The 12,241-nt window shown below is 72.9% G+C and carries 12 protein-coding genes; 4 read left to right on the top strand and 8 right to left on the bottom strand.

What is annotated here, in order from left to right; genetic code table 11:
* Nucleotides 1–75: 75 nt before the first annotated feature.
* Nucleotides 76–2,442 carry an exopolysaccharide transport family protein gene (locus tag ASF58_RS10725; RefSeq protein ID WP_055951443.1) on the top strand — a complete coding sequence of 789 codons (2,367 nt, stop codon included), beginning with the start codon at nucleotides 76–78 and terminating at the stop codon, nucleotides 2,440–2,442.
* 82 nt (nucleotides 2,443–2,524) lie between these two features.
* Here the strand turns inward: ASF58_RS10725 and ASF58_RS10720 are convergent, their stop codons facing one another.
* On the bottom strand, nucleotides 2,525–3,718 hold the full coding sequence (locus tag ASF58_RS10720; protein ID WP_055951439.1) for a GNAT family N-acetyltransferase: 1,194 nt from the start codon (nucleotides 3,716–3,718) through the stop codon (nucleotides 2,525–2,527).
* A gap of 191 nt (nucleotides 3,719–3,909) precedes the next feature.
* On the opposite strand from ASF58_RS10720, the gene ASF58_RS10715 reads away from it, so the two are divergent.
* Nucleotides 3,910–5,013, top strand: coding sequence for a polysaccharide deacetylase family protein (locus tag ASF58_RS10715; RefSeq protein ID WP_082512992.1), 1,104 nt, complete (start codon nucleotides 3,910–3,912; stop codon nucleotides 5,011–5,013).
* A 52-nt stretch (nucleotides 5,014–5,065) separates the two neighbouring features.
* On the opposite strand, the gene ASF58_RS10710 is transcribed toward ASF58_RS10715, so the two are convergent.
* The 6 genes from ASF58_RS10710 to ASF58_RS10685 form a co-directional block, all read right to left on the bottom strand.
* A complete protein-coding gene (locus ASF58_RS10710) occupies nucleotides 5,066–5,482 on the bottom strand; it encodes a hypothetical protein (RefSeq protein WP_055951433.1) in 417 nt (138 codons plus the stop codon).
* A 123-nt stretch (nucleotides 5,483–5,605) separates the two neighbouring features.
* On the bottom strand, nucleotides 5,606–5,824 hold the full coding sequence (locus ASF58_RS10705) for a DUF2842 domain-containing protein (protein ID WP_055951430.1): 219 nt from the start codon (nucleotides 5,822–5,824) through the stop codon (nucleotides 5,606–5,608).
* A gap of 112 nt (nucleotides 5,825–5,936) precedes the next feature.
* A complete protein-coding gene (locus tag ASF58_RS10700; RefSeq protein WP_055951427.1) occupies nucleotides 5,937–6,695 on the bottom strand; it encodes an ABC transporter ATP-binding protein in 759 nt (252 codons plus the stop codon).
* A 1-nt stretch (nucleotide 6,696) separates the two neighbouring features.
* Nucleotides 6,697–7,449, bottom strand: coding sequence for an ABC transporter permease (locus ASF58_RS10695; protein ID WP_055951423.1), 753 nt, complete (start codon nucleotides 7,447–7,449; stop codon nucleotides 6,697–6,699).
* A 170-nt stretch (nucleotides 7,450–7,619) separates the two neighbouring features.
* Entirely contained in the window at nucleotides 7,620–7,925 is a 306-nt protein-coding gene (locus tag ASF58_RS10690) for a hypothetical protein (protein WP_055951420.1), read from the bottom strand.
* Nucleotides 7,926–8,143: 218 nt separating this feature from the next.
* The gene (locus tag ASF58_RS10685; RefSeq protein WP_244477273.1) at nucleotides 8,144–9,796 is read right to left on the bottom strand and encodes an inorganic phosphate transporter; all 1,653 of its coding nucleotides are present in this window, start codon (nucleotides 9,794–9,796) and stop codon (nucleotides 8,144–8,146) included.
* A 456-nt stretch (nucleotides 9,797–10,252) separates the two neighbouring features.
* Between ASF58_RS10685 and ASF58_RS10680 the strand changes: the two genes are divergently transcribed.
* Nucleotides 10,253–10,486, top strand: a complete 234-nt coding sequence (locus ASF58_RS10680) for a GcrA family cell cycle regulator (RefSeq protein ID WP_055951417.1) — start codon at nucleotides 10,253–10,255, stop codon at nucleotides 10,484–10,486.
* 81 nt (nucleotides 10,487–10,567) lie between these two features.
* On the opposite strand, the gene ASF58_RS10675 is transcribed toward ASF58_RS10680, so the two are convergent.
* Complete coding sequence (locus ASF58_RS10675; protein WP_055951414.1) at nucleotides 10,568–11,161, bottom strand: hypothetical protein; 594 nt, start codon at nucleotides 11,159–11,161, stop codon at nucleotides 10,568–10,570.
* Between the two features lie 329 nt (nucleotides 11,162–11,490).
* Between ASF58_RS10675 and ASF58_RS10670 the strand changes: the two genes are divergently transcribed.
* Nucleotides 11,491–12,054, top strand: a complete 564-nt coding sequence (locus ASF58_RS10670) for a superoxide dismutase family protein (protein WP_055951411.1) — start codon at nucleotides 11,491–11,493, stop codon at nucleotides 12,052–12,054.
* Nucleotides 12,055–12,241: the final 187 nt, after the last annotated feature.

Below are 12,241 nucleotides of genomic sequence, written 5' to 3'. Positions count from 1 at the left end.
AACCTTAAGCCGGTCTAGTCGTGGAAAGCCGGCCTCTTCGCGGTCGACATCCTTGCCTTGCGTAAAGATCGAGCCATGCCCCGCTCTTCGCTGTTCGAGCCCACGCGCGATGCGTCCCCTGCCGGTAGCGAGGGCTTGGGGCTGTCTCAGCTCGCAGGCGTGCTACGCCGGTCCTGGCGCTGGATCGTCGTTCCGACCGCCCTGGTCACCATCGGCGCCATCGCCTTCGTGCAGGTGGTCTCGCCGCGCTACACCGGCGAGGCGAAGATCCTGCTGGAGAGCCGCGACACGCCCTACACCCGCACCGCCCAGGAACGTGGCGAGCAGCCCCAGCCCATCGACGAGCAGGCGGTGGCGAGCCAGGTGCAGGTGGTGATGTCGCGGGATCTCGCCCGCGAGGCGATCCGCCGGCTGTCCCTGGCGGGCAATGCGGAGTTCGATCCCGGCGTCGCCGGCTTCGGCCCGCTCCAGCGCGCCCTGATGATGATCGGGCTGGCCAAGAACCCGATGGAGCGTCCGCCCGAGGAGCGGATGCTGGAGACCTACTTCGACCGCCTGACCGTCTACCCGGCCGGCAAGTCGCGCATCCTCACGGTGGAGTTCCGCTCGAAGGACGCGCACCTCGCGGCCCAGGCGGCCAACACCATCGCCGAGCTCTACATCGCCTCCCTCGACGCGGCCAAGACCGACACCGCCCGCTACGCCTCGACCTGGCTCGGCGGCAACATCGAGACGTTGCGCACCCGGGTCGCCGAGGCCGAGGCCAAGGTCGAGACCTATCGCGCCAGCCATGGGCTGATCGCCACCGGCGGCGCCAGCGGCCAGCCCCTCGGCGCCCAGCAGCTCGGCGAGCTCTCGACCCAGCTCTCCCAGGCCCGCACCGCCAAGGCCGACCTCGCCGGACGCGCCAAGCTGATCAAGGAGATGATCAAGGACGGCCGCGCCTTCGAGATCCCGGACGTCGCCAACAACGAGATCATCCGGCGCACCGTCGAGCAGCGCATCACCCTGCGCAACCAGCTCGCCCTGGAATCCCGGACCCTCCTGTCCGCCCATCCGCGCATCAAGGAACTGACCGCGCAGATCTCCGACCTCGACGCCCAGATCAAGGCCACCGCCGAGCGCGTGGTCCGCACCCTGGAGAACGATGCCCGCATCGCCGAGGCCCGGGTCGAGAGCCTGGGTGCGGCGGTGGACGCGCAGCGCGAGGTGGTCTCGAAGGGCAATTCCAGCGAGGTCCAGCTGCGCGCCCTGGAGCGCGAGGCGAAGGCCCAGCGCGAGCAGCTCGAATCCTACCTCGCCCGCTACCGCGAGGCCTCGGCCCGCGACGCCGAGAGCGCCGCCCCGGCCGATGCCCGCGTGGTCTCGCGCGCCATCACTCCCGAGACGCCGTCCTTCCCGAAGAAGCTGCCGATCGTCCTCCTGGCGGCGGTGCTCGGCCTGCTGTTCTCCATGGGCGGCGTCATCGCCCACCACCTCCTCGGCGATCCCGACGGCCCGGGCCGCCGCCGCCGGCGCGAGGAGGAGTCCGAGGCGGAGGCGGAGCGCCCCGCCTATGGCCGCCAGCCCTTCGCCTTCCCCGAAGCCTCCCTCGCCCTGGCGCGGCAGGGCGCCAGCGCCACGGCGCAGGCCGGCAGCTCCGACGCCGCCCCGCTGATGGCCGCCGGCGCGGCCCCGACGGCCGAGGCGGCGCCCACCCGGCCGACCCTCGCCCCGGCACGGACCGAGGCCGTCCAGACCCCCGCCGACACTTCAGTCGCGACCTCTGCCGAGATTTCCGCCGAAACCGCCACCGATGCGGGTGCCTACGCCCTCGACCCGCTCATCGCCCGCCTGCGCACCGGCGCGGGTCCGGCCCGGTCCGGCGCCGGCCGCGCCGTCCTGGTGATCGAGGCCGTGCCGGCCAGGCACCGGGAGGCGGGCCTCGCCGTCAGCCTCGGCAGCAGCCTCGCGACCGGCGCGAGCGTCGTGGTGCTCGATCTCAACGGCCCCGCCTGCGGTGCGGACGATGTCGGCCTCACCGACCTGGTGGCCGGCGAGGCCGCCTTCCTCGACGTGATCCAGTCGATCCCCGGCTCGCGCCTGCATGCGATTCCGCGGGGCTTCGTCGACGCGGCGGTCCTGGCCGAGGAGCCGCAGGCCCTGGCGATCACCCTCGACGCCCTGGCCCAGGCCTATGACTGGGTGGTGTGCCGCCTCGGCACGCCGCAGGCCCGCACCGCCCGCGACATCCTGGCGGTGGCGGGCAGCCAGATGGATACGGCGATCATCGCCTCGGACCGCGACCCCGAGGATGCCGACCTCCTCGGCCTCTACGCCCTGGCCGAGGCGTCCGGCGCCGGCCAGATCCTGGTGGCCCAGGATCAGGCCGCCGCGGCCCTGGCCCCCGAGGCGCCCGTCTTCGCCGAGGACGCGATGCCCCTGCGCCTCTCGGCCGCCTGAACCCGGCCACGCCCGATCGTCGCACCCCCCGGCACCGCCCCCGCATCCGCGGAAGGGCGGTGCCGCGCGTTCGGCGGGACCGCTACTCCGCCACCGCCCGGCGCCGGCGCAGGCGCGTCACCAAGGCCATCAGGCGCGGGTCGCGCTTGATGCGGCGCTTGAGGCGGGCGACCGCGCGGGTCCGGAGGGCGAAGGCCTGGCCGCGCAGGGTCACCGGCAGGACGACCTCGCCGAGCGCGATGGTCTCGTCGCAGATGCTGCTCTTGTAGCGGGCCTCGCCGACGCCGAGGTCGAAGGTCCGCCGGCCCCGGGCCGTCTGGTCGCCGATCAGGTGGTGCAGCAGGATGTCGCCGGGGCTCGAGCGGCTCACCGCCGGGTCGGCGTCGAAGGCGGTGAACATGCCGCTGTAGCGCTGGGCGTCGACCGCCCCGGCGAAGACCGCGAAGATGCGCCCGGTCTCGGTGGCGACGAGGGACGTCACCTCGATCGCCGACCCGCCCGCCGGGGAGGCCGCCCGGGCGAGGAAATCCCGCACCGCCGGATCGGCATAGGGGTCGGCGAGACCCATGGCGGCGAAGCGCGCGGCCTTCTGGACGTAGAAGGCGGCGAGGACGCGCTCCGCGTCCTCGGGGGTCTCGGCGCGCCGGCAGGCTACGGGACCGAAAGCCTCCACCAGCTTGCGCTCCTTGGCGCGCAGCTTCTTGCGGGCATCGCTGCTGAAGACGCGCTTCAGGGTCGACTCCGGATCGGGGCCGAGGATCAGCCCGTAGGCGTCGCTCGGGGCGGGCTCGGCCCGGTGATGCAGGGGATTGGCCGCGCCGTCCCAGAAGCGGGGCTGGTGCGAGAGGGCGAAGACGTCGATCCCGGCGTCCCGGCCGAACCGGTGCAGGGCCTCGGCGAGGTCCTCCGGCGGCATCGCCGCCGCCTCGCGCGAGGCGAAGAGCGGCATGTGGTAGTTGGCGTGCTTCTCGCCCACGACCCGGGCCACGGTCGCCCCGCCCTCGCGGGCGACCACGAGGGGGAGGAGCACGCGGGGACGCCCGGCGGCGTCGCGCAGGACCACGATCCGCAGGTCCGCGCCCGGCGCGGTCCGGGCGAAGGCCGCGACCCAGTCGAAGCGCTGGTAGGGCGTGGCCAGGACGGCCGGATCGGCCTCCAGGGACCGCCACAGGGCCTCGGCGGCGGCCAGATCGGGGAAGACCTCCGCGGCGAGGCCGTGCCGCACCCGCGCGCGCATCGCTCCGGCTCCGGTCAGTTCATGGGCGAGAACGGCCATCCCATCATCCTTGCCATCAATCTCGGGGACCGGCGGATCGGGATCCGCCAGACTGCTGGGCCGACCCTGACCCCGCAGCCCTTAACCCGGCGGTGACGACGGAGCGACACGCTGCCCCTGTCTGCGCGCGTGGGTAACGAAACCTTGCCAGTTGGCGTGGTCCCCTGCGGCGACGCCGAAACGGATTCACCATGTCCGCTCCTGAGACCGCCGCGCCCCAGCCTGCTGCCCCGCGACCCGCCCCTCCGCCCCCCTTGAGCCGACGTCACCGCCTGTTCGCGGCCGGCTTCCGGGCCATCGCGGCGAGCCGGGCGGACCTCTGGCTCGGGCCGGTGGCGCGCGGGCGCGGACTGATCCTGACCTTCCACCACGTCCGCCCCGACCGGCCGGACTCCTACGACCCCAACGGGCTCCTGGCGATCACCCCGGATTTCCTCGACCGGACCCTGGCGCTGGTGCGCCGGCGCGGCTTCGAGATCATCGGCCTCGACGCCCTGCCGGCACGCCTCGCCGCGGGTGGGCGTCCCTTCGTGGTGTTCACCTTCGACGACGGCTACCGCGACAATGCCGAGCACGCCGCCCCGATCCTGCGGCGGCACGGAGCGCCCTGGACGCTGTTCGTCACCAGCGACTTCGCGAGCGGGCAGGGGCGCCTGTGGTGGCTCGAGCTGGAGGAGGCGATCCGCCGCCTCGACCGGGTCCGGGTGCCCGAGGCGGGGCTCGACCTGCCGGCACGCCAGGCACGCGAGAAATCGGCGGCCTTCGACCGGGTCTACCGCCAGCTGCGGTCAGGCCCGGAAGCGCGGCTCCTCGCGGTCATCGCCGATCTCTGTGCCGAGGCCGGCCTGGCCCCGGGGTGCATGGCCGGCGGGCTCTGCCTGTCCTGGTCCGAGTTGCGGAGCCTCGGCCGCGATCCGCTCGTCACCTTCGGCGCCCACACGATCAGCCACCCGATGCTGGCCAAGCACGACGCGGCGGTGGCGCGCCGGGAGATCGCGGAGGGGCGGGCGCGGATCGCGGCCGAGCTCGGCCGTCCGGTCCCGCACCTGTCCTACCCGGTGGGCGATCCGACCTCGGCCGGCCCGCGCGACTTCGCCCTCGCCCGCGAACTCGGCTTCGCCACGGCGGTGACGACCCGGCCGGGCCATCTCTTCGCGGCCCATGCGGACCACCTGCACGCGCTGCCGCGGGTCTCGGTGAACGGCCACCACCAGACGGAGGCCGCGCTCTCGGCCCTGCTCTCGGGGGTGCCGTTCCTGGCCTGGAACCGGGGCCGCCGGCTCAACGTCGCCTGACGCGCTCGGCGCCGGCGCAGAGGGCGGCGCACCGTTGTCGCCGGCGGCGCGCTCAGCGCCGGCGGCGGTGGCGGCGATAGGAACGGCTCTCGCCGCCCGCGATGGCGAAGCTGGCGCTCTGACGGCCGTGGCGGGCATGGCGCCCGCGCCGCGTGCGATGACCGATGGAGGCGATTGCCGCCCCCGTCGCCGCGGCGCTCGCGGCGAGGCTCTGGGGGATCGCCGCCAGCGCGTTGGCGACCTCGGCCGAGGCCGTGGCGGCACCGGCGGACACGCCGCCGGCGACGTTCTTGGCGGCCGGGCCGAACATGGCGAGGCACTGGTTGTAGGCGAGGTCGTTCTTCAGGCGCTCACAGTCGGAGACCGAGCGGGGCGCCCCTTGCGCCTGCGCCGGACGCACCGCCAGGAGGGGGAGGGCCGACAGGATCGCGAGGCCGAGCAGAAGCGAGGGCGTGCACAGGCGTGGCATTGAGCGGGACGACGGCCTTTTAACGAATGACACGGCGCGTGTCTGGCGCGCGAGTGCGGCGAAAACCCGACGCCGGACGACGTTTTCTGGCCGGTCCGGGGGTTCTCCCCGGGTCCCGCGCCGTCAGCCCCGATCCTCGGCGTCGTTCCTGCCCATCCAGCTGATCAGCGGCATCAGCGGGAAGATCCAGGCGATGCCGAGCAGGGCATAGAGCACCGCCTGCACGGGCGCCGGGGTCTCGGAGATCCGGCTGTCGGCCAGCGCCATAGCCAGCGGCGCGTAGATGATGATGAAGGCCAGCATCACGATCGTGCCGATCAGCGAGCGGGTGCGGCGGCGCATCGGCCTGATCCTCGAAGCGAACGGGTGTCTCCCAGCGGGGTAGAGCGCCGGGCGACCGATGGCAACGGCCGCGCCCGCGACCCTTTTCGCACCCGGCGTTCGCCCCGTCGCCTCAGAGCTCCGCCGAGCGGTTCGACAGTTCCATCCGCAATTGCCGGGCCGCCTCCTGCAGGGCGGCGTCGCGGCGGCGGCGGGGCCGGGGCACCGTCACGGGCATCTCGGCCGCCAGCCGGCCGGGGCTGCCGGCGAGCACGACGACCCGGTCGGCGAGAGTCACGGCCTCGTCGATGTCGTGGGTGACGAACAGGATGGTCTTGCCCGTCGCCGCCTGGATGCGCTGCAATTCGTCCTGCAGCCCCTCGCGGGTGAAGCTGTCGAGCGCCGAGAACGGCTCGTCCATGAGGAGCACGTCCGGGTCGACGGCGAGCGCCCGGGCGATGGCGACGCGTTGGCGCTGGCCGCCGGAGAGCTGGTGCGGCCAGCGCTGGCCGAGATCGCCGAGTCCCACGAGGTCGAGCATCGCCTGCGCCTTGGCCAGGCGCTCGGCCTTGGACAGGCCGCTGCCCTCGAGCCCGAAGGCCACGTTGGCGATGACCCGGCGCCAGGGCAGCAGCCGCGCATCCTGGAAGACCAGGGCCATGGGCGTGCGGCAGTCGGGGCGGGCCTGGAGGCGCACGGTGCCGGCGCTCGGCTCGGCCAGCCCGATCAGCACCCGCAGGACCGTGGACTTGCCGACGCCGGATTCGCCGACGATGACGAGGAACTCGCCGCGGACCACGTCGAGGTCGAGGTCCTGCAGGATGACGGTCCGGGTGCCGGCGCGCTCGTAGGCGAGGCTCAGGCCCGCGATGGAAATGATCGGGTCGGACATCTCAGGCGCGCCACCGTAGGAGCCACCCCTGGAGGGCGACGAAGGCCGTGTCGAACAGGCCGTAGAGGGCGGCCATGGTGAGCATGTAGACGACGACGATGTCGGTGGAGAGCAGGCTCGAGGCCTGCATCATCCGGGCGCCGACGCCGGGCACGCCGAAGATCTCGGCGGCCACCACCGCCATCCAGGCCTGGCCCAGGGCCGTGCGCAGGCCCACGAGGATGCCCGGGGTCGCGGCCGGGAGCAGGATCTTGGTGAGCCGGGACCAGGGCGAGCCGAAGCCGAAGGCCTGGGCCACCTCGATCAGGTCGCGGTCGACCCCGCGCACCGCCCCCTGCGTCGCGAAGAACACGATCCAGAACACGCCGATGGCGATGATGAAGACGGCGGCCTCCGGCTGGACGCCGAACCAGATGATGGCGAACGGCACCCAGGCCAGACCGGGAATCGGCCGCAGCAGGCGCACGATCCAGGCGGTCGCCGCTTCGAATCCGCGGAACATGCCGCTGAGGAGACCGAGCGCGATGCCCGCCCCCGCGCCGACGCAGAGGCCGGTCACGTAGTGGCTGAGGCTCGACAGAACCGCCTCGCCCCAGACGCCGAGGCGCACCTCGTTGAGGAAGGCGGCCGGGATCGTGCTCGGCGGCGGCAGGAAGGCCGGGTTGATCAGGCCGAGGCGCGGCATCGCCTCCCAGAACAGCAGGAAGGCGAGGAGCCCGGCCGCCGCCAGGGCGGTGGAGCGCAGGGCCATCATGGCCGGTGCCCCGGACGGCGGCGGATCGGACCGGAGCGGGGGCGGCGCCGCGGCGGAAGGGGTCTGGAGGTCATCGGGCTCGTGGCTTGTGGCGGCATCGCGGCGCCGGGCGGAGCGGACGCGCGGGGAACGCAGGCGGGGGGGAACGCAGGCGGGACGGGTGAGGGCATTCAGGCCCCGCGAGGGGCGGCGTCGCGGGTCGGCGGCCTCGCGAGGAGGGGGTCGAACGCGCGGGAACGGCCGGGCAGGGTGCCGCCGGGGGCCGAGCCGGCGCAGGCGACCAGGCGGTGACACCCCGCAGGCGTTCCCACGCTATCGGACGTGCAGACGCGGCCGGCGCGGCGCGCGCGCATGCGGGTGACGCCGCCATCGTCGCTGACGCCGTCAGGGCCCGTGACCGGGTGGTCCGCCGCGAGGAGGGGCCGTGCGAGAGGGTCGCCGATCAGGCCGGCGGTGTCGGTGACGAAGACGCGCATGGAGTCCCTGGCGGCCGTCCGAACCGGATCGAGCCTGTCCCCGACCTACACGCAGCGCCGCGCGACCTCAAGAAAGCGGGGCCCTGCCGGCTCCGGCCACGCGGGAGGCGGCGCCGGAGGGGGGACGAGCCCTCCGCCCGCTTCCATCCCCCGACGGGCATCCGCCCCTCCCATCCATCCGCCCGCCGCGCGACCGGGAGGGCGGGACGCACCTGTCCTCAGAACAGGTGCCGCAGGATGAAGAACAATCCGCCCGCCAGGGTGATGGCCGCCGGCAGGGTCAGCACCCAGGCGAGCGCCATGTTGCGCACGGTGGCGACCTGCAGGCCCGAGCCGTTGGCCGCCATGGTGCCGGCGACGCCGCTCGACAGGATATGGGTGGTGGAGACGGGCAGGCCGTAGAGCTCGGCCAGCCCGATGGTGCCGGCGGCCACCATCTCGGCCGAGGCGCCCTGGGCGTAGGTGAGGTGGGTCTTGCCGATCCGCTCGCCCACCGTGACGACGATCCGCTTCCAGCCCACCATGGTGCCGAGGCCGAGGGCGAGGGCGACGCAGACCTTCACCCAGGTGGGGATGTAGCGGGTGCCGTCGTTGAGCAGGCCCTCGTAGGCCTTGAGGGTCTTGGCCTCGGCCTCCGGGAAGCCGGCGCCGGCGGCCGGCAGCAGCCGCACCGCGTCGGCGGCGAGGTACATGTCGTTGCGCAGGTTGGGGGTCGCGGCGGCCGGCACCTGGCGGATCGTACCGTGGCGCTGCACCGAGGCGGCGATGTCGTCCGAGAGGGCAGCCAGCGCCGCGTAGACGGCGGGGGTGTTCAGCGCCTTGGTGCGCAGGGCCTCGCTGACCTGCCCGCGGGCAGCCGCGGCATCGGGACGGGCCGCGCCCGCGGCCCGGGCGGCGAACACCGCGCTGGCGTCCCGCGACTGCTGCACGAAGACCGGCGTCATGTCGTCCGACATGGTGCGGTTCAGGGCATAGGCGGTGGGGGCGGCGCCGATCAGGATCAGCATGATCAGGCCCATGCCCTTCTGGCCGTCGTTGCCGCCGTGGAAGAACGACACCAGGGTGCAGGTGAGGATGAGGAGGCCGCGGATCCAGAGCGGGGGCGGGGCCTCGCCCGCGGGGGCCTCGTAGAGGTCCCGGCGCCGGACCACCGCCTTCATGAGCAGCAGCAGCAGGGCGGCCAGGACGAAGCCGAGGACGGGGGAGAACAGCAGCCCCTCCAGCACCTTCACGGCCTGTCCCCACTCGACGCCGGAGGTGCCCTGGCCCTCGGGCGCCATCAGCTGGTTGGCGAGGCCGACGCCGATGACCGAGCCGATCAGGGCGTGGGAGGAGGAGTTCGGCAGGCCCAGCGCCCAGGTGCCGAGGTTCCACAGGATCGCGGCGATCAGCAGCGCGAAGATCATCGCGTAGCCGGCGGAGGAGCCGACCTGCAGGATCAGCTCCACCGGCAGCAGGGTGACGATGGCGTAGGCCACCGCGCCGGAGGACAGCATGACGCCGAGGAAGTTGAAGGCGCCGGACCAGATCACCGCCACCACCGGCGGCAGCGCGTGGGTGTAGATCACCGTCGCCACCGCGTTGGCGGTGTCGTGGAAGCCGTTCACGAACTCGAAGGCCAGGGCGATCAGGAGGGCCAGGGCCAGGAGGGCGAAGGCCCCGATCGCGAGCGGCGTCTCGCCGACCGCGTTCATGTCGTGGACCAGGCTGTAGCCCGCATAGGCGAGGCCGCCCAGGAGGACGAGGGCGAAGGCCACGAGTCCCGAGACGTGGATGCTGCCGTCGAGGTTCGGGCCGGGGCGGCGGCCCGGCTCCGCCTGCGGCGCTGGGCGAAGTCCGGGGGCGATCGCATCAGCCATGATTTCGGCCATGATTGGGGTCTCCCGACAGGGCGATCGCCGCGGCGGGTCGATCCCGGCACGATCCCCGCACATCCCGGCTGTATGACGGTCCTGTCTCAGGACGATGACAGCCACGAGCCTCCTGGCATTGGCCGGGATGAAACCCATCTGTGATTCGTAATGGCCGCCGAAGCAGCCTGGAGCCCCTTAAGCAAGCGGCCCGAAACCTGTGCGCTGCAACACACGCATGCGTCAGCACTTGTTTGCCGAGGGGCAAACCCCAGATATAACAGCATCATGACGCTGTCGCGTCCGGTTTGGCCGCGCTTCCGACCTGCTCAAGGTCCGCGATTCTTCCCATTCATGTCCGCGGGTCGCCCGCTGTGTCCATGCAGGGGAGAGGCCCTCCCGAAGGCGACACGCTCCCGATCCGTCACACTCCGCTGGGCCCCGCCCGCGAAAGCCAGTCCGCGAGTCATCCGATCCATGAACCAGCTTGTCCGCATGTCACAGGTCGGCGAGGCCGATGCCATCGCCGAGCCCTCCGCCGAGCTGCGGGTGCCGTTCGCGCAGTCCGGTGCCTTCGTGTGCAAATTCATCATCGGCGAGCCCAACGACCGCGCCGTCTGCTGCGGCGCCCCGGCGCCCGACGGCAAGAGCTGGTGCGCCTTCCACCGCCGCATCGTGTTCGAGCCGGCCCGGCCCGGCCGCCTGCGCTGATCCGCAGACCCTCGATCGCACGACGACCCCAACCCCGCCGGTCCCCCCGGCGGGGTTTTCGTTTGCGGCGCCGAGCGAGTCCTAGTCCTCGCTCTCCTCCTCGTAGGGGCGATAGGTGCGCAGGCGCCGGCCATCGGGGAACTCGACGCTGCGGGACCGCACCACGAGGTAGCCGGCCTCCTGGGCCTGGCGGATCCGGCGGGCCCGGTCGTCCTCGTACACGAACGGACCGGTCGATTCCGGGACGACGCCGTAGCTGTAGCGAATCACCGGCGGCCGCGTCATCACGCGCCGGACGACGGGGTCCCGGTGCTCCTGGACCCGCGCCACCGTCCGGACGGCAGGACGACGCGACGGGGACGCCGCCGGGCGCGCGACCCGAACGCGTGCTTCGGTATTCCCACGCGCACGCGTCTCGCGCGCGCTCTTCGGCGTCCGGACCGCCGCATGCGTCGAGCGCCGGGTTTCGGCAGGCGCCGCCGACGGCTTGGGCGCCTCCGGGGTCGCCGCGGGCGTGGTGACCGGGGATGTGGACTCGGCGGTCCCCCGGGGTGGTGGGTCGGTCCAGGTCCGGCCGGATGCGGATGACGGCGGCGTCTGCGCGTGGGCCAGGGCGGGCAGGAGACCCAGCACCAGAGCGAGGAACCCGAGGCGGCGAGGGGCGGCGAACGTCATGGGAACCTCCCAACGAGTCTTACGCTGCAGTCAATGTTAATGCCGCGCCAAGATCTGCGGCCCATCCACCAGCGGAGACTTGGTGAATCGGGCGCCGAGATTGGCCCCGTGACGGGAAACTTAGCGAAACCTTAAGAGTTCGTCCACGGACCGCAACCATCCGGGTGCCGCAGGACACAGCTGTTCGCGCCGGCCCGGGGGTCCGGCATCTGGCCTCACCGGTCCAGGCATGGGAAAGGTCGGGCCGCCCGGCATTGCCGTGGAGCGCCCCGCGACCATCTTCGTTGACGCTCCACCGGCGTATCCGGCGTGGAGAGGAGAGCCATTTCATGAGACGACTTCCGTCGGTCCTTGCCCTTGCGGCCAGCACGGCCTTCGCCGCCCAGGCGGCCCTCGCGCAGACCGCCCCGGCGGCGCCCGCGGAGGCAGCGCCCCCCGCGGCCCCGCAGACCTTCGAGAGCCCGATTCAGAACGGGAAGGGCGAGCCCATCGGCAAGATCATGATCCGTGACGGCGCGAGTTCCCTGGTCATGCGCGTGACGATCCAGCCCGGCGGCCTGCCCCCCGGCTGGCACGGCATCCACTTCCACGCCGTGGGCGATTGCTCGGACACCGCGAAGTTCGAGAAGTCGAAGGCCCACGTGAACCACGACCAGAGCAAGCACGGCCTGCTCAATCCGGAGGGTCCGGACGAGGGCGACCTGCCGAACGTCTTCGCCAATGCCGACGGATCGGTGAACGCGGAGGTGTCGAGCGAGACGCCGCTGACCGGCGAGGGCGCTCTCAAGGACGGTGACGGCTCGGCCCTGATCATCCACGCCAACGAGGACGATCACACCACGCAGCCCATCGGCGGTGCCGGCGCCCGCATCGCCTGCGCGGTGATCAAGTAAGCCTCGGTTCGACCCCGCGGAGCCCTGGGCTCCGCGGGGTGCGGGACGACGCTACTTCTGGACGACGCTGACGAGCTTGGCGCCGCGCGCCTTCCGTTCGGGCAGGGCGGCCCTGACGGTCTGGAGGATGCCGGCGGCGTCGAGGCCGGCCTCGGCGTACATGGCGTCGGGGGTGTTGTGGTCCTGG

This window comes from Methylobacterium sp. Leaf125, from assembly GCF_001423085.1.
Classification (GTDB): Bacteria; Pseudomonadota; Alphaproteobacteria; order Rhizobiales; family Beijerinckiaceae; genus Methylobacterium.
This window is presented reverse-complemented; position numbering and strand designations above follow the sequence as displayed.